The 22,834-nt window shown below is 61.6% G+C and carries 20 protein-coding genes and 1 other RNA gene; 15 read left to right on the top strand and 6 right to left on the bottom strand.

Annotated elements, in window-relative coordinates; translation table 11 throughout:
• Positions 1–6 precede the first annotated feature (6 nt).
• A complete protein-coding gene (locus AC1PUL_RS02610) occupies positions 7–585 on the bottom strand; it encodes a 5-formyltetrahydrofolate cyclo-ligase (RefSeq protein WP_480468466.1) in 579 nt (192 codons plus the stop codon).
• 168 nt (positions 586–753) lie between these two features.
• Between AC1PUL_RS02610 and AC1PUL_RS02605 the strand changes: the two genes are divergently transcribed.
• Positions 754–2,766: a methyl-accepting chemotaxis protein gene (locus tag AC1PUL_RS02605; protein ID WP_480466486.1), complete on the top strand. Its 2,013-nt coding sequence runs from the start codon at positions 754–756 to the stop codon at positions 2,764–2,766.
• An 88-nt stretch (positions 2,767–2,854) separates the two neighbouring features.
• Here AC1PUL_RS02605 and ssrS read toward each other — a convergent pair.
• The 3 genes from ssrS to AC1PUL_RS02590 form a co-directional block, all read right to left on the bottom strand.
• A non-coding RNA gene (ssrS, locus tag AC1PUL_RS02600) (6S RNA) lies at positions 2,855–3,013 on the bottom strand.
• Positions 3,014–3,057: 44 nt separating this feature from the next.
• A complete protein-coding gene (locus AC1PUL_RS02595; RefSeq protein ID WP_480466485.1) occupies positions 3,058–3,450 on the bottom strand; it encodes a cell division protein ZapA in 393 nt (130 codons plus the stop codon).
• A 46-nt stretch (positions 3,451–3,496) separates the two neighbouring features.
• Positions 3,497–3,769, bottom strand: coding sequence for a DUF4164 domain-containing protein (locus AC1PUL_RS02590; RefSeq protein WP_480466484.1), 273 nt, complete (start codon positions 3,767–3,769; stop codon positions 3,497–3,499).
• Positions 3,770–4,111: 342 nt separating this feature from the next.
• On the opposite strand from AC1PUL_RS02590, the gene tkt reads away from it, so the two are divergent.
• The 8 genes from tkt (at position 4,112) to AC1PUL_RS02550 (ending at position 15,410) form a co-directional block, all read left to right on the top strand.
• Positions 4,112–6,094, top strand: coding sequence for a transketolase (gene tkt, locus AC1PUL_RS02585; RefSeq protein WP_480466483.1), 1,983 nt, complete (start codon positions 4,112–4,114; stop codon positions 6,092–6,094).
• A gap of 74 nt (positions 6,095–6,168) precedes the next feature.
• Positions 6,169–7,173 carry a type I glyceraldehyde-3-phosphate dehydrogenase gene (gap, locus tag AC1PUL_RS02580; protein ID WP_298467390.1) on the top strand — a complete coding sequence of 335 codons (1,005 nt, stop codon included), beginning with the start codon at positions 6,169–6,171 and terminating at the stop codon, positions 7,171–7,173.
• A 247-nt stretch (positions 7,174–7,420) separates the two neighbouring features.
• On the top strand, positions 7,421–9,079 hold the full coding sequence (locus AC1PUL_RS02575; protein WP_480466482.1) for a BCCT family transporter: 1,659 nt from the start codon (positions 7,421–7,423) through the stop codon (positions 9,077–9,079).
• 223 nt (positions 9,080–9,302) lie between these two features.
• Positions 9,303–11,132 carry a potassium/proton antiporter gene (locus AC1PUL_RS02570; protein WP_480466481.1) on the top strand — a complete coding sequence of 610 codons (1,830 nt, stop codon included), beginning with the start codon at positions 9,303–9,305 and terminating at the stop codon, positions 11,130–11,132.
• A gap of 84 nt (positions 11,133–11,216) precedes the next feature.
• The gene (locus AC1PUL_RS02565) at positions 11,217–12,416 is read left to right on the top strand and encodes a phosphoglycerate kinase (protein WP_480466480.1); all 1,200 of its coding nucleotides are present in this window, start codon (positions 11,217–11,219) and stop codon (positions 12,414–12,416) included.
• A 431-nt stretch (positions 12,417–12,847) separates the two neighbouring features.
• Positions 12,848–13,762, top strand: coding sequence for a fructose bisphosphate aldolase (locus tag AC1PUL_RS02560; protein ID WP_480466479.1), 915 nt, complete (start codon positions 12,848–12,850; stop codon positions 13,760–13,762).
• A 104-nt stretch (positions 13,763–13,866) separates the two neighbouring features.
• Positions 13,867–14,790, top strand: coding sequence for a PhzF family phenazine biosynthesis protein (locus AC1PUL_RS02555; RefSeq protein WP_480466478.1), 924 nt, complete (start codon positions 13,867–13,869; stop codon positions 14,788–14,790).
• Positions 14,791–14,966: 176 nt separating this feature from the next.
• The gene (locus AC1PUL_RS02550) at positions 14,967–15,410 is read left to right on the top strand and encodes a PACE efflux transporter (RefSeq protein ID WP_480466477.1); all 444 of its coding nucleotides are present in this window, start codon (positions 14,967–14,969) and stop codon (positions 15,408–15,410) included.
• A gap of 9 nt (positions 15,411–15,419) precedes the next feature.
• Here the strand turns inward: AC1PUL_RS02550 and AC1PUL_RS02545 are convergent, their stop codons facing one another.
• Positions 15,420–15,575, bottom strand: coding sequence for a hypothetical protein (locus AC1PUL_RS02545; protein ID WP_298467408.1), 156 nt, complete (start codon positions 15,573–15,575; stop codon positions 15,420–15,422).
• A gap of 205 nt (positions 15,576–15,780) precedes the next feature.
• Here AC1PUL_RS02545 and AC1PUL_RS02540 point away from each other — a divergent pair, with 205 nt between their 5' ends.
• The 4 genes from AC1PUL_RS02540 to AC1PUL_RS02525 all read left to right on the top strand — a co-directional run bounded on the left by AC1PUL_RS02540 (position 15,781) and on the right by AC1PUL_RS02525 (position 19,349).
• Positions 15,781–17,076 (top strand): MFS transporter, encoded by a 1,296-nt coding sequence (locus AC1PUL_RS02540; protein ID WP_480466476.1) that lies wholly within the window; start codon positions 15,781–15,783, stop codon positions 17,074–17,076.
• Complete coding sequence (locus tag AC1PUL_RS02535; RefSeq protein WP_480466475.1) at positions 17,073–17,267, top strand: DUF1192 domain-containing protein; 195 nt, start codon at positions 17,073–17,075, stop codon at positions 17,265–17,267. The genes AC1PUL_RS02540 and AC1PUL_RS02535 overlap by 4 nt, the downstream gene beginning before the upstream one ends.
• 351 nt (positions 17,268–17,618) lie before the next feature.
• Positions 17,619–18,134, top strand: coding sequence for a protease adaptor protein RcdA (gene rcdA / locus AC1PUL_RS02530; protein WP_480466474.1), 516 nt, complete (start codon positions 17,619–17,621; stop codon positions 18,132–18,134).
• Between the two features lie 147 nt (positions 18,135–18,281).
• Positions 18,282–19,349: a patatin-like phospholipase family protein gene (locus tag AC1PUL_RS02525; protein ID WP_480466473.1), complete on the top strand. Its 1,068-nt coding sequence runs from the start codon at positions 18,282–18,284 to the stop codon at positions 19,347–19,349.
• 76 nt (positions 19,350–19,425) lie between these two features.
• Here AC1PUL_RS02525 and rpmE read toward each other — a convergent pair whose 3' ends face one another.
• Entirely contained in the window at positions 19,426–19,647 is a 222-nt protein-coding gene (gene rpmE, locus AC1PUL_RS02520) for a 50S ribosomal protein L31 (RefSeq protein ID WP_185808871.1), read from the bottom strand.
• A gap of 188 nt (positions 19,648–19,835) precedes the next feature.
• On the opposite strand from rpmE, the gene AC1PUL_RS02515 reads away from it, so the two are divergent.
• Together AC1PUL_RS02515 and AC1PUL_RS02510 are read left to right on the top strand one after the other, a co-directional pair.
• Complete coding sequence (locus AC1PUL_RS02515; protein ID WP_480466472.1) at positions 19,836–21,638, top strand: ABC transporter transmembrane domain-containing protein; 1,803 nt, start codon at positions 19,836–19,838, stop codon at positions 21,636–21,638.
• 203 nt (positions 21,639–21,841) lie between these two features.
• Positions 21,842–22,813 carry a Bug family tripartite tricarboxylate transporter substrate binding protein gene (locus tag AC1PUL_RS02510; protein WP_480466471.1) on the top strand — a complete coding sequence of 324 codons (972 nt, stop codon included), beginning with the start codon at positions 21,842–21,844 and terminating at the stop codon, positions 22,811–22,813.
• Positions 22,814–22,834: the final 21 nt, after the last annotated feature.

The following is a 22,834-nucleotide window of genomic DNA, read 5'->3' as shown; positions in this document are numbered from 1 at the left end:
GTCCAATCACTCCGTGAATGTTCTAAGCCCGCTCTCGGTCAGCACAGCTTCCAGCCGGACGTCATGGGCCTCATAGGGCACTTCTGCCACCTCCTGACAGTCGAAAGCAATGCCGATCAGGCGCGGATGCCGGCCTTTTTCCCTCAACCGCGCAATCGCCCGGTCATAATGGCCCGCACCGTAGCCGATCCGATTGCCATGTGCATCGAAAGCAGACAGCGGCACGAGCAGAAGATCGGGATCAACCACAGCAGCATCCGGGCCAGGGCCCCGGGTGCCAAAGCCGGTATCGATCAATTCCGCGCCCGGCAGCAATTCGCGAAACAGGATCGTTTCCTTGTCTTGAACGATGGGCAGGCAAAGCCGCGCACCCCGCGCCTTGAGACGTGCCATCAATGGACGCACATCGGCCTCGGACCGGATCGGGAAGAAACCGGAAACGACGATGCCGGACTCGATCGGCAGGACGTCGCCCGCGCAGTCGGCCATCACGAGACTATGCTCCAGCCGCAAATCGGCCGGCAATGCGTCACGAGCCGCAAGCCTCTCCTTGCGGATTTGAGCCTTCAGATCTCGCTTTTCGATCATAACCGCGCCTTTCATCGACAAACCCGCCAGAATTGGGGGAGGCATTTACCAGAAAAACGCGATTTTGACGTCCATCAAAAGCGTTTCAAATACCCCTAAAAAACCAAGGATTAACTTGCGAAGCCTAGACTAAGGTCCAAGCCAATCACCAAAGGGCATTTCATAATGCAGATCTTCTCGCGCTTCGGCATCACGAAAACAATCACCGCCACGACGGTGTTGATCCTGATTGCGGCTCTCGGAGCTGTCGCATGGGTCATTTCGGGCAACATCCAGACCCGCATCAAGGAACAGGCGATCGCCAGCCAGGATGCAAGCCTTCGGACAGCTGCCACCATCATCGAACGGGATCTGCCGGGCACCAAGGTCACCTGGGCGTCGAATGGCAACGTCGAGCGGATCGTGACGGAGGCAATCCCGGCGGAATTCACCGAGCACACGATGATCGACACGATCGGCCGCATGACCGGCCAGACCGCGACCATCTTCGCCTGGGATGCCGAAAGCAAGGATTTCTGGCGCCGCACCACCAACATCATCAAGCCGGACGGCAACCGCGCGGTCGGTACGGCGCTCGGTCAGAACGGTGCCGTCTACCCCTTCGCCACCAAGGGCCAAATGTATCGCGGCGAAGTGACCATTCTCGAAAAGCCCTTCTACGCCATCTATCAGCCGATCTTCTCTCCAAGTGGAGACGTGATTGGTATTCTCTATGCTGGCGTGAGCAAGCAGGAAATCAGCAGCATCGCCACGGAAATGAACTATGCGATCGGAACCACGGCATTGATCGTGCTGATTTTCGCTGCAACCCTGATCGCCCTCTTGGTCCGCCGCATTGTCGGCTCCCTTCCCCGCCTGACCGCGGTCGCTGATCGTCTTGCATCGGGGCAGTTGGATACCGAGGTTCCGGACCAGCACCTCAAGAATGAGGTCGGGGCTTTGGCCCGTTCGATCAACGTCTTCCGTGAAAGCGCCATCCAGAAGATTGAGATCGAGCGCCGCGCGGCAGATGCCGCAGCCCTGGGTGAAGAAGAACGCGCCGAACGTGAACGTGCCAAGGCGGAAGACTCCCGCATTGTGCAGGAAGCCGTCGATATTCTCGCCAACTCGCTGAACCGTCTCAGCGATGGCGACCTCACGGTGCGCATCGAGCGCCCCTTCTCGGGAGACCTCGACCGTCTGCGCATTGATTTCAACGCCTCCGTCGAAAAGCTCAGCAGCACTTTGACAGAAATCCGCAACGAGACATCCGGCATCGAAGCAAGCTCCGCCGAGATGCGCTCGGCCACCGACGACCTGTCCAAGCGCACAGAACAGCAAGCCGCTTCGCTGGAGGAAACCTCTGCTGCGCTCGAAGAAATCACCTCGACCGTCCGCGGTTCTTCGGCGAAGGCAGATCAGGCAGCAGACATGGCGACCAAGGCCCGTCAGAGCACGGAGAACTCCAGCAAGGTCGTGTCTGACGCGATCGAGGCCATGAGCCGCATTGAGCAGGCATCGAGCGAAATCTCCAAGATCATCAACGTCATCGATGAGATCGCTTTCCAGACGAACCTGCTTGCACTGAACGCCGGCGTCGAGGCAGCCCGCGCCGGTGAGGCCGGCAAGGGCTTCGCGGTCGTCGCCCAGGAGGTCCGGGAACTCGCCCAGCGTTCGGCCAATGCCGCCAAGGACATCAAGGCGCTCATCAACAAGTCGGGCGAAGCCGTCGCTGGCGGCGTTTCGCTCGTCCAGCAGACGGGCAGCGCGCTCAGCGAAATCTCCAGCCAGGTGGCCGTGATCAACGACCACATCTCGGCGATCGCCTCTGCAGCCCGCGAGCAGTCCACCGGGCTGAACGAGATTAATGGCTCCGTCAATCATATGGACCAGTTCACCCAGAAGAACGCCGCCATGGTGGAAGAGGCAACCGCCGTCACCCATCGTCTGGCCGACAGCGCCCGCAATCTCGCAGGCCTCGTGTCGCAGTTCCACATCGCAGGCGCAGCCAGCCATGCGACGCGGGCTGCACCATCAGGTCATGCCCCAGCAGCACCGGTATCGCGCCCGGCTCCGGCCGCGACGGGCACCCGCCCCGTGGCATCGCCAGCCCGCAAGATGGTTGGCAACCTCGCAAAGGCCTTCGGTGGCGGAAACACAGCGACAGCAGCCTCCAAGGACAACTGGGAAGAATTCTGATCCCAGCGACGAATCAAGACAGAACGCAACAAAGCCGTCGCGAGACATCGCGGCGGCTTTTTCATAGGATCTTGCTGCAAAGAGAGAAGTGCGATCCACGGCAACCGATGGAGAGTTTACGATCCTGGGTGCCTACAAAGTAGGTGGGCGCCATATGTCCAAGCCCACGGGCCTGGCCAGGGACAGCTCCCTAAGGATCGAGTATGGCCCCAGGGATTGTGGTTCCTGTCGTGAGGCGCAGACCGCAAAAGAGATATAGGCGCTTTACGACGTCTGCGCCAGTGGCCGTTTTCAAGAAACAGGGCGTGTTTGCGTCTGAGGCGCAGGACGCTGCGTCAGCTTGCGCGTGATGCCGTTCAATCGCTCAGCGAGATCCGCAATCGCATGCGCGACGGCCTCCTCCCGTTGCGTTGCGCTCGTCAACACGGTGTCGCGCCCTGCACGGAACCCGGCCAGTTCTGCCTCGGCTGCCGCAAGCCGCCGATTGAGGTCAGCCATTTCGTCCATGACCATGATTCCGGCCATCACGGTGATCCTGAGATCGCCGATCTCTCCGAACTGTCCCTTGAGATGACCGACATAACGGTCGAACTGGCCGGCCAGTTCGGTCAGATGGGCTTCCTGCCCCTCCTCGCAAGCCATGCGATAGGCTTTTCCGTCGATCGTGACTGTGACTTGCGCCATCGGCCTTCCAACTCTTTCCTACGCGCGGCGCCTGCGCGCCGAAACCTTAGCGATCGAGCACCGCCCGGATCGTTTCCATCGCGGTCACCAGCCGTCGCGAGACCTCGCGATTGACCTCTTCAAGCCGGTTGGCTCGAAACTCGGACTGATCCAATTCCTGGGCAAGACGGGCGCGATCAGCATGGACGCGCCGCACCTCGCCGTCGATCTCCGTGCTCTCACGCTCTGCCTCGAAGCGCATATCGACGGCATTCTCGAGCCCGGCGACAGCCTGCCGCAACGCCGCGAGCGCGGCATCCACCGAATTATCCGCCGGCATCGTCTTGCCCCTGCCTCAGTGAACTCTGTTTGCTACACGAATCGTCGTGGCCGCCCCAACGATTTGACGGGCGACAGTAAGCCTCGCGCTTAGCGCGCGTCAATAAACCGCAAGCTATCGAAACGAGCCAATTCTGTGGACGATTGTTCCATTTTTGCCAATCCCAAAGTCATAGCGCCGCTTCGCACAGGAAAGAGGCAGAGAGATGTTTTATTGGTCCGGGAAAGCACCAAACCCGGCCATTTTGTTGACTTGCGTGATGCACCTGCTAAGGATCACCCCCGTTCAGGCGGCCCGTCCCTTCGGGCCGTGTCTCGAAGCCCCGGAACAAGCGGAAAAGCCATGATTTCTCCCGAAAAACATCAGCGGATGGCGAATGCGATCCGTTTCCTCGCCATGGATGCAGTGGAAAAGGCCAATTCCGGCCATCCCGGCATGCCGATGGGCTGCGCCGATGTCGCGACCGTTCTTTTCACCCGCTATCTGAGCTTCGACCCGAAGAACCCGCTCTGGCCTGACCGCGACCGCTTCGTGCTGTCGGCCGGCCATGGCTCGATGCTGATCTACTCGCTGCTGTATTTGACCGGCTATGAGGACATGACCATCGAGGACATCAAGTCCTTCCGTCAGCTTGGCGCCAAGACTGCCGGCCACCCGGAATACGGCCACGCCTCGGGCATCGAGACGACCACCGGTCCGCTCGGCCAGGGCATCGCCACCGCCGTCGGCATGGCACTCGCCGAAAAGAAGCTGGCAGACGAGTTCGGTTCGGACCTGCAGAACCACTATACCTATGTGCTTGCCGGTGACGGCTGCCTCATGGAAGGCATCAGCCAGGAAGCGATCACGCTCGCCGGCCACCTGAAGCTCAACAAGCTGATCGTCTTCTGGGACGACAACGGCATCTCGATCGACGGCGCGATCTCGCTGGCCGACTCGACCGACCAGCATGCCCGCTTCCGCTCCGCTGGCTGGAACACGCTTGCCATCGACGGTCACGACCCGGAAGCGATCGCAGCGGCCATCGAGACTGCCAAGAAGTCCGACAAGCCGACCATGATTGCCGCCAAGACCGTCATCGGCTTCGGCGCCCCGAACAAGGCCGGCACCCACAAGGTTCATGGCTCGCCGCTCGGCGCCGACGAAATCGCCGCCACCCGCAAGGCGCTTGGCTGGAACGAGGAAGCCTTCTCGATCCCGGCCGACGTGCTCGACGCCTGGCGTCTCGCCGGCCTGCGCTCGACCAAGACCCGCAAGGACTGGGAAGCCCGCCTGGCAGCTGCCGACGCCGAGAAGCGCGCCGAATTCAACCGCCGCTTCGCTGGCGACCTGCCCGGCACGCTTGCCGGCGCCGTCGACGCCTACAAGAAGAAGCTCGCTGAAACCAAGCCGACGGTTGCAACCCGCAAGGCGTCGGAAGATGCGCTTGAAGTCATCAACGGCGTCGTCACCGAAACGCTGGGTGGCTCGGCCGACCTGACCGGTTCGAACAACACCAAGACCAGCCAGACCAAGTCGATCACCCCGACCGACTTCTCCGGCCGTTACATCCACTACGGCATCCGCGAGCACGGCATGGCCGCTGCCATGAACGGGATTGCGCTGCATGGCGGCCTGATCCCCTATTCCGGCGGCTTCCTGATCTTCTCGGACTACTGCCGTCCGTCGATCCGTCTGGCCGCCCTCATGGGCATCCGCGTCATTCACGTCCTGACCCATGATTCCATCGGTCTTGGCGAAGACGGCCCGACCCATCAGCCGGTCGAGCACATGGCAGCGCTGCGTGCCATCCCGAACCTGCTGATGTTCCGCCCGGCAGACGCCACGGAAACCGTCGAATGCTGGCAGGTGGCGCTGGAGAACAAGGAACGTCCGTCTGGCCTGGCGCTGACCCGCCAGAACCTGATCCCAGCCCGTACCGAATATGAAGAGCGCAACCTCTGCGCCCAGGGTGCTTACGAGCTGATCTCGGCCAGCGACGCCAAGGTCTCGATCTTCGCCTCCGGTTCGGAAGTCGAAATCGCGATCAAGGCCCAGCAGCAGCTGGAAGCCAAGGGCATTCCGGCCCGCGTCGTCTCCGTTCCCTGCTTCGAACTCTTCTTCGAACAGGACGCCGACTACCAGGAAGCGATCATCGGCGATGCGCCGGTCAAGATCGCCGTCGAAGCCGGCATCCGCCAGGGCTGGGACGCGATCATCGGTTCCACCGGCACCTTCATCGGCATGACGTCCTTCGGCGCCTCCGGGCCTGCCAAGGAACTCTACAAGCACTTCGGCATCACGGCGGACGCCGTCGTCGCCGCCGCCGAAGCCAAGCTTGCCTGACACCATCCCGCCAGGGCGTGCTCCACACGCCCTGACATTGCCCAAGAGCTCAATATCCAATCGGGAGTGCACCAATGACTGTGAAAGTTGCCATCAACGGCTTTGGCCGTATCGGACGTAACGTTCTCCGCGCCATCGTCGAATCCGGCCGCACCGACATCGAAGTCGTAGCGATCAACGACCTCGGCCCGGTCGAGACCAACGCGCATCTGCTGCGTTACGACAGCGTACACGGCAAGTTCCCGGCTTCGGTCGAAGTGTCCGGCGACTCGATCATCGTCGGCGGCGGCAAGCCGATCAAGGTGACCGCGATCAAGGACCCGAAGGAGCTGCCCTGGTCGAACGTCGACATCGCCATGGAATGCACCGGCATCTTCACCTCGAAGGAAAAGGCCTCGCTGCACCTCGCCAACGGCTCCAAGCGCGTTCTCGTCTCGGCCCCGGCTGACGGCGCCGACAAGACCATCGTCTTCGGCGTCAACCACAATGCGCTGACCAAGGATGACATCGTCGTCTCCAACGCCTCCTGCACGACCAACTGCCTGGCACCGGTCGCCTATGTCCTGAACCGCGAGTTCGGCATCGAGAAGGGCTACATGACGACGATCCACTCCTACACTGGCGACCAGCCGACGCTGGACACCATGCACAAGGATCTCTACCGCGCCCGTGCAGCCGCTCTCTCGATGATCCCGACCTCGACCGGTGCAGCCAAGGCCGTCGGCCTCGTGCTGCCGGAACTGAAGGGCAAGCTCGACGGCTCCGCGATCCGCGTTCCGACCCCGAACGTCTCGGTCGTCGACCTGAAGTTCATCGCCAAGCGCGCCGTCACGGCGGAAGAAGTCAATGCCGCCATCAAGGCAGCCGCTGAAGGCGAACTGAAGGGCATCCTCGCCTACACCGAAGACGCCCTCGTCTCGGTCGACTTCAACCATGACAGCCATTCCTCGAGCTTCGCAGCTGCCCAGACCAAGGTCATGGACGGCACGCTCGTGCGCATCCTGACCTGGTACGACAACGAGTGGGGCTTCTCCAACCGCATGTCGGACACCGCAGTGGCCATGGCCAAGCTCATCTGATCTATCAGATATCATCTCAGACAAAGGCGGGCCAGCAATGGTCCGCCTTTTTCCGTTCTGGAGCCCGGAGGCTGCGGAAGGCACAAAATGGTTCCCAAGGGGAACAATCCGCCGACTGGGCAGTTGCCCCTTTCGAATTGTGGCGCAAATGCGGCTTCCTCTTCGGAGGCCATGCCACTTTCGGGCGCGAACCGCGCCCTGTTCCGGGTGCGACATGCCCCGCTTACATAGAAAGGATACCGGACCATTGGCTCTCACCACGACTGATTCTTATGCAGCCGTCGCCGAAGAAGCGATCCCGGCGCCCGAGGGGCGGACGGAGATCATCGACACGTCCTATGAGATCGGTCAGGACAATATAAGCTTCCGCCGCCGCTTCGTCTTCGAACTCGACATCCACAATGTCGTCTTCAGCGTCTCGGCCCTGTCAATCGTACTCTTCACCTTCCTGACGCTGGCCTTCCAGACCACGCTCGAGCCGGCCTTTACCGGCTTGCGCGACTTCCTCACCGGCAATCTCGACTGGTTCTTCCTGCTGACCGGCAATGTCTTCGTGCTCGTCTGCATTGGCCTTATCCTGTCTCCGCTCGGGCGCATCCGGCTGGGCGGACCTGAGGCACGCCCGGACTACGGCAATCTTGCCTGGTTCTCGATGCTGTTTGCCGCAGGCATGGGCATTGGCCTGATGTTCTACGGGGTTTCCGAGCCCATGGGACATTTCACGGCCGCACTCGGCGGCCCCGTCTTCGAAGACGGCGTTCGCACGGACTGGGCACCGCTCAATGGCGCTGCCGGCGATCCGGAGGCTGCGCGTCGCCTCGCCATGGCGGCCACGATCTTCCACTGGGGCCTGCATCCCTGGGCGATCTATGCCGTCGTCGCGCTCTCGCTTGCCCTGTTCTCCTTCAACAAGGGGCTGCCGCTGACCCTGCGCTCGATCTTCTACCCGATCTTCGGCGAGCGTGTCTGGGGCTGGCCGGGCCATGTCATCGACATACTCGCGGTCTTCGCCACCATCTTCGGCCTTTCCACTTCGCTCGGCATCGGAGCCCAGCAGGCGAGCGCCGGCCTTGAGTTCCTTTTCGGCATCCCCGCAACGGAAACCACCATGATCCTGCTGGTGCTTGCCATCACGGGCATCGCCATCGCGTCGGTGGTGGCCGGCATGGACAAGGGAGTCAAGCTTCTGTCGGAGGTTAATCTCGGCCTTGCGGCGCTGCTGCTCGTCTTCGTCATCGCCGTAGGCCCAACCATGCAGATCATCCAGGGCTTCTTCCTGAACCTATCTGCCTACGCGACTTATCTGCCGGCGCTGGCAAACCCTTTCGGCCGTGATGACAGCAACTTCGCCCAGGGCTGGACAGCCTTCTACTGGGCCTGGTGGATCAGCTGGTCGCCCTTCGTCGGCATGTTCATCGCCCGCGTCAGCCGTGGCCGCAGCGTGCGCGAACTGCTGACAGCCGTGTTGCTCATTCCATCGCTCGTCTCAGTTCTTTGGATGACGGCGCTGGGCGGAACGGCGATCAGCCAGTTCGTCAATGACGGCCTGACGAGCGTTCAGGATGCAGCTCTTGAACTCCAGCTTTTCGAGATGCTGGCGCATCTGCCGATCACGGCAGTCAGCTCCTTCATCGGCATCGTTCTCGTGGTGGTTTTCTTCGTCACCTCATCTGACTCCGGTTCGCTGGTCATCGACACGATCTCGGCAGGCGGCAAGGTCAACGCGCCGGTCCCGCAGCGCGTCTTCTGGGCCAGTTTCGAAGGTCTGGTGGCCGTGGCCCTGCTGCTCGGTGGTGGTCTCGTCGCGCTTCAGGCCATGGCGGTTTCAACCGGCTTGCCCTTTGCGATCGTGCTTCTCGGAGCAAGCTATGCCTTGATCCGCGGATTGCTGTCCGAACCGAGATAAAAATATTGTAGGGCGGATTAAAATCTTTAAATCCGCCCTATAATCATCACGATCTCGCTCCATCTTCTCCATGCCATTCGGCACACATCCGATTTCCGGTCTCATAGAAATACCTTTCTTCTGCGAGGAGAGGACCACCTTTCGGTTTGACAGCCGATAGGCGGCAACGGACAGTGGTGGTTGAGGTGGCTGTGCTGCAGGGATCGGGAAAGGGGGAAGAGGATTGAGTGAGTTTTATGCCGTCACGCTGGTGGCGACAGCCCTGGTCTTCCTGGCCGCTTTTTCGAGCCTGATTGCTTTCCGCTTCGGCGCGCCCCTCCTCCTGCTCTTCCTGACGATCGGTCTCGGGGCCGGCGTCGATGGTCTGGGGATCGATTTCTCGAACTTCCCCCTCGCCTACGTGGTCGGCTCGCTTGCCCTGGCCGTCGTGCTCTTCGATTCCGGTTTCGGCACTTCGCTGCAGTCCTTTCGCCTCTCTGCCGCCCCGGCTTTGACCCTTGCAACTTTGGGCGTACTGCTGACGACCCTGCTTGTTGGTGTCGCCGCGCATTTTCTGTTCGGCCTCAGCTATCTCGAGGGTATGCTGCTCGGAGCGATCCTCGGGTCAACCGATGCCGCAGCCGTCTTCTTCCTTCTGCGCATCGGCGGCATCAACATCCGTGATAGAGTGCGGTCGTCTCTGGAAGTCGAATCCGGCACCAACGACCCGATGGCGATCTTCCTCACGATTGCGCTGGTCGAATTGATTGCCAACGGCAGCGGATCCGGAGGTCTGTCGCTTGAATTGCTCAGGCTGTTCATCGAGCAGATGGGCATCGGCCTGATCCTGGGCCTGCTCGGCGGTCTCTCCATCGTCTTCATTCTTCGCCGACTACACATAGAACAGGGCCTTGCGCCGATCTTCATGCTGGCGCTGGCCCTGATGATCTTCGCCTTCACCGGCATGATCGGCGGCAGTGGCTTTCTCGCGGTTTATGTCGCCGGCATCTATGCGGGCTCCCGCAAACTCCCGGCAACGGTCGCCATCAAGCGCTTCCAGGACGGCATGACCTGGCTGGCTCAGATCATCATGTTCCTGGTGCTGGGCCTGCTGGCGACCCCGTCGCAGTTCCCGGAAATCCTGCTGCCGGCAATTCTGCTGGCGCTCTTCCTGGTCTTCATCGCGCGCCCGATCGCTGTCTGGCTGTGTCTCCTGCCCTTCGACTTCACCCAGCGCGAGACAGGCTTCATTGCATGGGTCGGTCTACGCGGCGCCGTCTCCATTCTTCTCGGCATCGTCCCGGTCGTCGGCAACATGGAAAACGGCGAGGTCTTCTTCAACACCGCCTTCATCGTGGTGATGATCTCGCTCGTCCTGCAGGGCTGGACCATCAAACCGCTCGCCAAGCGCCTTGGCCTGATCATCCCGCCACGCATCGGGGCGATCGACAAGGTCGAGCTCGACCTTCCGGGATCTGCCAATCATGAACTGCTCGCCTACCGCGTGGTGGCCGGCAGCCCGGTTCTGCGCGGCGAACGCATCCCGCGCTGGGCCATGCCCTCTCTCGTCATCCGTGATGGCAAGTCGATGCGCTATCAGTATGCCGGGCGCCTGCGCGAGAATGACCAGGTCTATCTGTTCATCGCGCCGAGCTACTCGAAGCTGCTCGACCGGCTGTTTGCGACCGAGGCGCCGGTCGAGGAGGACGATGGCGAGTTCTTCGGCACCTTCGCCATCTCGCCCGCCACCCATGTCCGCGATCTCGACGAAGCCTATGGGCCGCTCTCGATCACCGACAGTGAGCGCGGCAAGACGGTCGCCGAGATGATCACCCAGCGCGTTGGCGGCCGCGCCGACTATGCAGACCGGGTTCGTCTGGGCACCATCGTGCTGATCGTCCGCGACATCGATGAACACGGCCATATCGCCTCTGTTGGCGTTTCGATGGAACCTGTGGAGCCCGCCACCACCTGGCCGATCTTCCTCAACATCCGCGAACTTGCTCTTGAGGCGCGCGATTACCTCCGTCGCAAGCGGGCAGGAGCCTCCGGCAAGACACCGGTCGAAAAATGACGGCGCTTGCCTTGCGCCGTCACACAAGCGGTGTAAGGTCCGGCCCGTCAGCCCAGTTCAACAGCATTCAAGACGGGTAATTCCATGCCGGCTTTCAAGACACTCGACGATCTCACCGACATCGCAGGCAAGCGCGTGCTTGTCCGCGTCGACCTCAACGTTCCCGTCACCGACGGCAAGGTTTCCGACACGACGCGCATTGAGCGCGTGGCGCCGACGATCCTCGAACTGTCGCAGAAGGGCGCCAAGGTCATCCTGCTTGCCCATTTCGGCCGCCCGAAGGGTGAGCCGGTCGCCGACCAGTCGCTGTCGCTGATCGCGCCTGCCGTCGAGGAAGTGCTGGACCAGCGCGTTGCCTTCGCCTCCGACTGCATCGGCGCACCCGCCGCTGACGCCATCGCCAAGATGGAGAACGGCGACATCCTGCTTCTCGAAAACACCCGCTTCCACAAGGGCGAAGAGAAGAACACGCCCGAGTTCACCGCCGAACTGGCGAAGAACGGCGACATCTACGTCAACGACGCTTTCTCGGCCGCGCACCGCGCCCATGCCTCGACGGAAGGCCTTGCTCATCACCTGCCCGCCTATGCCGGTCGCACCATGCAGGCCGAGCTTGAAGCGCTGGAAAAGGGTCTGGGCCAGCCGACCCGTCCGGTCGTCGCCATCGTCGGCGGCGCCAAGGTCTCGACCAAGATCGACCTCCTCTCCAACCTCGTGACCAAGGTCGACGCGCTGGTCATTGGCGGCGGCATGGCCAATACCTTCATCGCCGCCCAGGGCATCGATGTCGGCAAGTCGCTCTGCGAGCATGACCTTGCCGACACCGCCCGCTCGATCATGGAAACGGCGAAGACCGCCGGCTGCTCGATCGTGCTTCCGATCGACGGCGTCGTTGCCCGCGAGTTCAAGGCCAATGCCGCCAACGAGACGGTCGATATCAAGGCCATCCCCGCCGATGCCATGATGCTTGACGTCGGCCCGAAGTCGGGCGAACTGATCAATGGCTGGATCGAGAAGGCCGCGACCCTCGTCTGGAACGGTCCGCTCGGCGCCTTCGAAATCGCCCCCTTCGACAAGGCGACCGTCTCAGCCGCTCTCCATGCAGCCGAACAGACCAAGGCCGGCAAGCTCGTCTCCGTCGCCGGCGGCGGCGACACGGTCTCTGCACTCAACCATGCCGGCGTTGCCGACGACTTCTCCTATGTCTCGACGGCGGGCGGCGCCTTCCTCGAATGGATGGAAGGCAAGGAACTGCCGGGCGTCGCAGTCCTCACCAAGGGCTGATCCCGGTCAGTCATCGACGCAAACGACATCGAACCGCGTGTCCCAGGGCACGCGGTTTTTTCGTGTCGGATGTCATTGGGCCGTATTGCCTTCGATGCTATCATCACGGCCAAAAGGAACTCCGAGACCTCAGGCGGGTTCTCCTGGCGAATGAAACATGCTCGATCAGGCGATGTCGGCACGGCAAAAATCGTGCCGTTTGAAATGGATTTAAAAATCTTTGAATTTTCAAACGATTGAAATGATTTCAATCGTTTCAATAGCTTAGCCACCCATTTTCCCCTTACTAAAGTTCTGTTATCGCCGAAGTCATCACGATCCCCCGGGGATCGAAAGCGGTCAGGGAGTGACCGGGACGGCTGCAAATGTCGTCACCAGACTTGTTAGATTGTCCGGCGCGGTGGCGCCATGTTCAGGGATAGGAGTGAGATATGGTGGACGCGAAAATGTTGAACAAGATCACCTCGGCGCCCGGCTTCATCGCTGCGCTCGACCAGAGTGGCGGTTCGACACCCGGCGCCCTGCGTCTCTACGGCGTGCAGGAAACCGACTATAGCGGTGACGACGAGATGTACCGCCTGATCCATGCCATGCGCGTGCGCATCATGAAGGCCCCGGCCTTCACCGGCGACAAGGTGATCGGCGCGATCCTCTTTGAACGCACCATGGATGGCGATGTCGACGGCGAGCCCGTTCCGTCCTTCCTCTGGCAGAAGCGCGGCGTCGTGCCCTTCCTCAAGATCGACAAGGGTCTGCTGGACGAGGAGAACGGCGTTCAGACGATGAAGCCGATGCCCGAGCTCGATGCGCTGCTGATCCGCGGTCGCGAGAAGGGCATCTTCGGCACCAAGATGCGCTCGGTCATCGCCCATGCCGACAAGGCCGGCATCGCCGCTGTGGTCCGCCAACAGTTCGAAGTCGCCCGCCAGATCATCGGCCAGGGCCTGGTTCCGATCGTCGAGCCGGAAGTCTCGATCAAGAGCCCAACCAAGGTCCAGGCCGAGGCCATCCTGCGCGACGAAATCGCCAACGAACTCGACAAGCTGCCGGCTGACGACAAGGTCATGCTCAAGCTGACCATTCCGACGGAAGCCGATTTCTACGCCCCGCTCGTCGCCCATAAGTCGGTGGTCCGCGTGGTCGCCCTCTCCGGCGGATACAGCACCATCGACGCCTGCGAGAAGCTCAGCCGCAACCACGGCATGATCGCCAGCTTCTCGCGCGCGCTGGCCGAACAGCTGCGCGTCTCGATGAGCGATGCCGAGTTCAACGCCAGCATCGCCCGGACGATCGACCAGATCTATGCCGCCAGCGTCATCAAGGTCGGCGCCATGGCCGCCGAATAAAGGCTGGCCTCGACGGAAACGAACTTGTCATGAAGACACGAAAGCCCGGCCACGCGCCGGGCTTCTTGCGTTATCAGGGAGCGGAACAACCCTCGGGAGCCGCAATGCCCAGCACATCTCGCACCGTCCCTTTCGTCACCGTCGATGTCTTCACCGATACCCGTTTCGCCGGCAATCCGCTGGCCGTCATCACCGATGCGCGGGATCTGAGCGAAACGGACATGCAGCGTATCGCCGCCGAATTCGGCTATTCCGAGACAACGTTTGTCCTGCCACCGCAGAACCCCGAGAATACCGCCGAGGTCCGCATCTTCACGCCTGTCACCGAAGTGCCGTTTGCCGGACACCCGAATGTCGGTACCGCCTTTGTGCTGGCCTCGCAGGGCCAACTCTTCGGCAAGCCCGTGGAAGACCATATTCGCTTTGAGGAAAAGGCCGGGCTTGTCGAGGTGTCCGTCTTGCGCGGCCCCGATGGCAAGGTGTCGGAAACGACGATACGCGCGCCCGGGCCGCTGACTATCGGCGCCACGCTTTCACCCGAGATCATCGCGCCCTGCCTGGGCCTCGCAACGAAAGACATCGAAACACGGCGACACAAACCGGTCTTCGCCTCGGTCGGACTGAAGTTCATCCTCGTGGAGGTAGCTGACCTGGAAGCGCTGGCACGCGCCGCGTCTCGCCTGGATCCCTTGACCGCCCTGCGCCAGGCGCATGCGGACGAAGACTGCGACTGCGCCACCTTCCTCTACACCTGGGTCGGTGCGGACCATCTGCGTGCGCGCATGTTTGCCCCGTTCGACAACGTCGCGGAAGATCCGGCGACCGGCAGCGCTTCGGCAGCGCTGGGTGCCTTCCTGACCACGCTTGGGCCGGCACCCGAAACGCGCCATCTCCTGGTCGAACAGGGTGTCGAAATGGGCCGCCGTAGCCTCATCCGCCTGGCCATCGCCACACGGGACGGACTATTTGATTACGTCGAGATCAGCGGCAGCTCGGTTCTCGTAACCCGTGGCGAAATCCACCTGTGACAGAAGGGCAACCAGGCCTCCGATAACGCTCAAACCTTGTGCTTTTGCTGAAACTGTCAGCAGATGATCCTTGCCGCGTCAGGCCTCCGGGCCTATATCGGGCTTCGAGGACGACCTCCCCAACTTGGGCTTGAAGATGATGCGGGACGACCCGCCTGTTTCCCGGAGAGAGGAACATGCGTACCGTCGCAGACCGCATTCGCCACGCCATCAGCTTCGAAGTCATCGGACTTGCGCTCATCATCCCGCTGGGCAGCTGGGCGTTTTCCATACCGGCCACCGACATCGGTATCGTCGGCGTGGTCAGCGCCACACTCGCGACGGCCTGGAACTATCTGTACAATCTCGGCTTCGACCACACGCTGCGCCACTTCACCGGCACAACGCTGAAGTCGCTGCCGATGCGCGTGATTCACGCCATTCTCTTTGAAGTCGGCCTGCTGATCGTCCTGATGCCGTTCATCGCCTGGTATCTCGGGATCAGCCTCTGGCAGGCCTTCGTCATGGACGTTGCCTTCGCGCTCTTCTACCTGGTCTATGCTTTCGTGTTCAACTGGGCCTATGACCGCCTCTTCCCCCTGCCCGAGTGGAAGACGGAGAAGGCCGGCACGCCCAATTGACGTGTTCCCCTATGGTCGGATCAACAGCGTCACCGACCAGGTGACGAAGGCGACAACCGCCAGCTTCCAGAAATCGCTGCGCCGCCGCAAGCCTGGAAGGCCGAGCGGCCTGATCACCTGAACGATCATGGCGAGGATCAGGAAGGCGGAAATGGCCTTGGTCATCGAAATTCCTTGTGGAGCCTGCGCGGGAAACCGCGCTGGCAGCGCTTGATGCAGTGACGCAGCCACACCGCTGTCACTTTTGCCCGTCAGAAGGATTTCCTGCAAGCACCAAGGTGACATTCAGACAACGGTAGGAACATCCGTCTACTGTAACCTTGCCGTGCTGCCCCGGACCGGGCGCCCCACACCAATCGACAAGAATACCATGCGACGCAATCTTCTGCCGGTAATGGCCCTGCTTCTGGGCACGCTCTTCCTTTTCCTTGGAAACGGCCTGCACGGCCTGCTGCTGCCAGTGCGCGGCGCGGCCGAGGGTTATTCGAACGAAGTGCTCGGTCTGCTCGGCACCACCTGGGCTGCCGGCTTCGTGCTCGGCTGCTTCGTCGCGCCGAAGCTGGTCATGCGGGTTGGCCATGTCCGCGCCTTCTCCACCTTTGTCTCGCTGATCTCGGTCAACGCCCTTCTCACCGGCATCATCGTCGATGCGACCTGGTGGGTCGTTTTGCGCGTGATCACCGGCTTCTGCACAGCAGGCACCTCGATGATCATCGAAAGCTGGCTGAACGAGCGTGCCACCAACGAGAGCCGCGGGATGATTTTCTCGCTCTACATTTCGATCACGCTGATCGGCGTCGTGGCAGGCCAGATGTTGGTCGGCCCTCTCGATCCGCAGACAACCATCCTCTTCATGATCTGCGGCATCGTCTACGGCTTCGCCGTCCTGCCGACGCTGATGTCGACCGCAGCCACGCCGCAACCTTTGAAGTCGATCAAGCTCGACCTGCCGCTGCTTTACCGCAACTCACCTGTCTCCTTCGTCGGTATACTTTTGATCGGCATCGCCAACGGTGCCTATGGCACGCTCGGCGCCGTCTTCGGTTCCCGAACCGGTCTTGATCCCTCGACCATCGCCCTGTTGCTCTCGGTGACCATCTTCCTCGGCGCCGTCATGCAGTTCCCTGCGGGTAAGCTGTCGGACCGCATCGATCGCCGCTACGTGCTGGCGGCTCTGTCAGCGCTTGCCGCCTTCGCAGCCGTCGCCCTCGTCTTCCTGACACCGACGGATCCGCTTTGGATCTTCGTGCTCGTCGGGATCTATGGCGCAGCAGCCAATGCGCTCTATCCGATCGCCGTCGCCCATGCCAATGACTTCGCCAAGCCGGATGAATTCGTCAAGGTTTCCGGGGGACTGCTGCTACTCTTTGGCATCGGCACGATCATCGGCCCAACGATTGGTGGTCCCGTGATGACGGCGGCAGGGCCTCACGCCCTGTTTGCGGTCACTGCCATTTCGCATCTGCTGATATCAGCCTACGCCATCTATCGCAGCCGCACGCGCGCCGCGATCCCGGCCGCAGACCGCGAGAACGTGCCGAACCTGCCGATCTCCGCCTCGCCCATGAGCAGCACGCCGGAAGGCCTGAGCCTCGATCCGCGCGCAGCCCCCTTGCCCGAACAGGATGATCTCGGCGATGATATCCGCAGGGAGGCACGCGCATGATCATCGACGAAGAACCCCGCAAGCGGAGCACCGGCCACGAGATCGGCTGCGACCTATCGACCATCTCTGCCGATGAATTGCGCCACAGAATCGCGCTTCTGGAAGCGGAGATCGCGCGAATCAGGAGCGAAATCGATCGCAAGGACGCAGGCCGGCGCGCAGCCGACAGTCTCTTTGGGCCCAAAGTATAGGGGACGACTTCTACAGGGACGCCCGCAAAAGACGCAAATTTCAATTATCCGTTTACTTGGCGTTAAGCCTTTTGGGGGAAACTCGGCACATCCAGTTCTCCTGGATTCAGGCGAAACCTTTTTTTGGCGTGGTCTGATTTTCTCCCTGTTTTACCTTGAGAGCCGCATTTGCGGCTCTTTTTTTGTCCAAAGCGGCAAAGGTTTCACGAAATTGTGGGAATTAACCCTTCCTTAAGTTTCGCCTTGCGGATTTGGGCTATTGGTAGCATCGTAGCCCCACGAAATGCGGCAGGAACAAGTTAGTAGCGCTGTCGTTACATGCCTCAGTGATGCGTTTACAGGGAAACATCCATGTCTGAACTCGGTATGAATACGGTTAGCTTCGCCGGTCGTGTTGCGGCATCCAGCCAGTTCAAGGCGACCTATGCCGAGGGCATGGGTCTGGTCGAAGAAACCGCAGCTTACCTCGACGGCCCGGGCCGCGCAGCCGCCAAGGTTCTGCCGCGCCAGGCCTCGGTCCTTTACGCAGCGGAATCGATGCGCCTGACCACCCGCCTGATGCAGATGGCCTCTTGGCTGCTGCTGCAGCGCGCCGTCAACAATGGCGAAATGAGCCGCGACCAGGTGATCTCTGAAAAGAGCAAGGTGCGCCTCGACGGCTTCAACGTCGACCGTGCTGCCCCGGGCTGGAACGACCTTCCGGAAGCCTTCCGCGACCTCGTCGAGCGTTCGCTGCGCTTGCAGAACCGCATCGCGCTGCTCGACCGCGAAATCTATCGCCCGGCAGAAGAGGACTTCCAGCCGGACAACGAAAACAGTGTCCAGGCCCAGCTCAACCTTCTGCGTACGGCCTTTAACGCAGGTTGATCCATCCGCCAGCACAATCTCAACCTGGCCAGCGAAAGCTGCGCCGGGTTTTTTGATCGGCCTCAGGATCGCGAGATTGCATAGACCTCATATTTACAACTTTAAATAATATGCGACACTGCTCCCTTCTTCAAAAGGGAGGGGTTCATGACCAAGTTCATCTTATCGATTGATGGCGGCGGCATCAGGGGCGTTATTCCGGCTGTCGTTTTAACCGTGCTCGTTGAGAAGCTGGCGGCCAAGGGCAAGACGCTGCCTTTGCATCGCTACTTCCACCTGATTGCGGGGACGTCAACGGGGGCGATCATTGCCGCCGGCCTCACCTGCCCCCGGCCAGGCAAAAAAGCCGAGCCTGCCGCCGATCCGAAGACACTGCTCGATCTCTACAAGAAGAAGGGACCGGACATTTTCGACATTGGCCTCTTCCGCAAGATGGCCAATTTCGGAGGGCTTTTCGAGGAACGCTACAGCGCGGCAGCGCTTGAAAAGATCCTGATCGACATGCTGGGCCAACGCACGGAAGTGAAGGACGCGTTCGGCAAGGTCCTGATTACCGCCTATGACATCCATGCCCGCCGTGCAGTCTTCATCACCAATGCCGATAAGGACCACGAGCGATTCTACTTCTGGCAGGCGGTACGCGGTTCTTCGGCAGCACCGACCTATTTCGAGCCGGCGCTGGTGGAGGACCTGGCGAAGACCGCCCACGGCCAGACGCCCATGCTGCCACTGATCGATGGCGGGGTCTTCGCCAACGACCCGGCCATGGCGGCCTATGTCGAGGGTTCCAAACTCGGGTGGCGCGACGATGGCGAGGAGATGGTGATTCTGTCACTCGGAACGGGCTCGGCCAATCGCAAGATCCCATATCAGCAAGCGAAGAGCTGGGGCGCCGGTGGCTGGATCAATCCGGCCAACGACACGCCCTTGATCTCCGTCCTGATGCAAGGCCAGTCGAGTACGGCATCCTATCAGCTCAACAAGCTGCTCAATCGAGAGCCGCCATCCTTCGCCGAGGGGGCAACGGTAGTGACCTTGGACAACAAGGCGAGCCTGAACTACTTCCGCCTCGACGCACCGCTGGTCGGTCCTAATGATGCACTGGACGATGCCACGCCGGGCAACATCGCCGATCTCGAAAAATTCGGCCGTGTGCTCGCCCAGAAACACGATCTGGCGCTCGACGAAATCGCGGATCGCATCAAGGCGATCTGAACACGTGTTGGACAGCCAGAAACGGAAAAGCCCGGCACGATGGCCGGGCTTTTGCGTATGCGGATCGTTCGAACGATCAGAGGCCGAGGCCGCCGAAACGCTTGTTGAACTTGGAAACGCGACCACCGCGGTCCAGCAGCTGCTGGTTGCCACCGGTCCAGGCCGGATGGGACTTCGGGTCGATTTCGAGGTTCATGACGGCGCCAGCCGAACCCCAGGTCGAACGAGTCTCGTATTCGGTGCCATCGGTCATGACGACCTTGATGACGTGGTAGTCGGGATGGATGTCAGCCTTCATGGTTCTATTCCTGCTGTGCCGTGGGGTCCATGTGCCGCAATTGCGTCAGCGAGACCTATTCAATAGATGAAGCCGCAGTCCTTATGGGCTACGGCTTCCCAATTCGATGCCGTGCCTATACATGAAGGGCGCAGGGATAACAAGTGCCATGGCGCGAAAGCTAGGTGGCACTGAAGGAGCATGACAGAGTGACCTTGGAAGCCGATACCACAGACAAGAAACGCCGCTCTCTGAAGCCTCTGACCAGCCTCCTGCCCTATCTCAAGCGCTACAGGGCTCTTGTTGCTGCGGCACTGATCTTCCTGTGCCTGGCAGCCGCAACCACGCTCGCCCTGCCGATCGCCATTCGGCGTATGCTGGACCATGGGTTCCAGGCTGCGGATAGCGAATTCATCAACAAATACTTCGCCATGATGATCGTCATGGCACTCGTGCTCGCGGTCGCAAGCGCCCTTCGCTACTACTATGTCATCACCATCGGTGAGCGCGTGGTGGCCGATCTGCGCCGCGATGTCTTCGCCCATGTGACGAAACTGTCGCCATCCTTCTACGACATCAACCAATCCGGCGAGATCGTTTCGCGCCTGACGGCCGACACGACTCAGCTGAAATCAGCTGTCGGCGCCACCGCATCGCTGGCGCTGCGCAACACCATCCTCTGTCTCGGCGCCGTTGGAATGATGATCGCCACCAGCCCCAAGCTGTCGATCATGGTGCTGGCGGCAATCCCCGTCATCGTCTTCCCGCTGGTCGGCTTCGGTCGCTCTGTCCGCCAACGCTCCCGCGCCGCCCAGGATACGCTGGCTGAAGCCTCGTCATATGCCGGCGAGGTGATCGGTGCTGCGCGCACCCTGCAGGCCTTCAACGCTGAAGACGCAGCCCGCAGTCGCTACTCTGGCGCTGTTGAAAGCGCCTATGAAGCGGCGCGCTCGGCCATCCAGTCTCGTGCTCTGCTGACCGGTGTTGCCATCGCCCTCGTGTTTGGCAGCGTCGTTGGCGTTCTTTGGTACGGCGCCCAGAGCGTGCTGGCTGGCACCATGAGCGGCGGCACGCTCGGCCAGTTCCTCCTCTATTCGTTGATCGCCGCCGGCTCGCTCGGCACGCTGTCGGAAGTCTGGGGCGAACTCTCCCAGGCCGCAGGGGCAGCCGAGCGCCTGCATGAACTGCTTGCCGAACACCCGGCGATCTCAGCACCCGCCGTGCCGAAGGCCCTTCCCGAACCGGCCCAGGGCAGCATCACATTCGACAGCGTCCACTTCACCTATCCCTCGACCAAGAGCAAATCGGCGCTCAACGGCCTCTCCTTCTCGGTCGCACACGGCGAGACGGTCGCAATCGTCGGCCCCTCGGGCGCGGGCAAGAGCACCATCTTTTCGCTCATTCTGCGCTTCTACGACCCGGCCTCCGGCACCATCCGCCTCGACGGCGTCGATATCCGCGAGGCCGATCCGCAGGCTGTGCGCGCCCGGATCGCGATCGTTCCCCAGGACACAACGATCTTTGCCTCGTCGATCCACGACAACATTTCGTTCGGGTCGCCGGACGCAACCCGCGCCATGGTCGAGGCCGCAGCCGAAGCGGCTCAAGCCAGCGAATTCATCGGACGGCTCGAAAACGGCTTTGATACGCTGGTTGGCGAACGCGGCGTGACCCTCTCCGGCGGCCAGCGCCAGCGCATCGCCATCGCCCGCGCCCTGCTGCGCGATGCCCCGCTGCTTCTCCTCGACGAAGCAACGTCGGCGCTCGATGCCGAAAGCGAAACGTTGGTCCAGAAAGCCCTCGACGGCCTGATGCGCGACCGCACGACCATCGTTATCGCCCATCGCCTCGCGACGGTGTTGAAGGCCGATCGCATCCTGGTGCTCGACGACGGCCGCATCGTCGAGGAAGGCACGCATCAGAGCCTCATCCAGCAGGGAGGCCTCTACGCAAAGCTCGCGCGCCTGCAATTCGAGACCGGCGGCCGCGACTTTACCGCAGCGGCGCAATAAGCGACGGACCCGACGGGTGGAAATCCACCCAGTCTTTTGCCACAAATGGGTGGATTTCCACCCGTTTGACGCGAGCGGGCGTCCCCCGACATCCACCGTCTGAGACCTGCAGTTGAATGCATCCGGAGGCCTGCCACACTCCCCTCCGTGCCCGTTGCTGGAGGAGCAGCTGGGAACATCAGACATTGGATGGAGGAGTATTCATGTCGTTCTGTAAATCGCTTTTTGCCGGAAGCCTGATCGCCGGCTTGATGATGGCGGCCCAGGCTCAGGCCGCTTTTCCCGAGCGTCCGGTGACGCTCGTCGTTCCCTTTGCCGCAGGCGGATCGACCGATGTCGTCGCCCGCGTGATAGCCGAGAAGATGTCCGAGGATCTCGGCCAGCAGGTCGTCGTGCAGAATGTCGCCGGCGCCGGCGGCAGCCTGGGCGCCGGCAATGTCGCCCGGGCCGAACCGGATGGCTACACCATTCTGATGGGCACGGTCGCCACCCACGCGCTCAACCCGCTGATCCTGACATCCAAGCCCTATGACGCCGAAGCGGACTTCACCCCCGTCTCGCTTCTGGTGCTGGTGCCGAACGTGCTGGTGGTCAATCCCGAACTGCCGGCAAAGTCGGTCGAGGAGCTTCTGGCGCTCTTGAAGGCCGAGCCGGACAAGTGGAGCTACGCTTCGTCGGGCAATGGCACGCCGCTGCATCTCTCCGGCGAGTTGTTCAAGTCCATGGCCAGCGTCACCATGGAGCACATCCCCTACAAGGGATCGGGCCCGGCGCTCAATGATCTGCTCGGCAACCAGGTGTCGATCATGTTCGACAACCTCCCCTCCTCGTCTGCCCATATCAAGGCCGGCACGCTGCGGGCGCTTGCCGTGACCACGGCCGAACGGGCACCCTCCTTCCCCGACATTCCGACCATGACCGAGGCAGGCCTGCCGGGCTATGAGACCTATACCTGGAACGCGCTCTTTGCCCCCAAGGACACGCCGAAGGAGGTTGTCGACCGGCTGAATGCCGCCGCCGTCAAGGCCATGGCCGATCCCGGCGTTGCCGAGCGGATGCAGGAGTTTTCCGCCACCATCGTTGCCTCCTCGCCGGAGGAACTGGCAACGCATGTGAAGGCGGAGATCGCCAAGTGGACACCGGTGGTCAAGGACGCCAACGTGCGGATGGATTGAGCACAGTCACCGGACAAACGA

The sequence above is a fragment of the Rhizobium sp. P43 genome (genome assembly GCF_056730705.1).
This window is presented reverse-complemented; position numbering and strand designations above follow the sequence as displayed.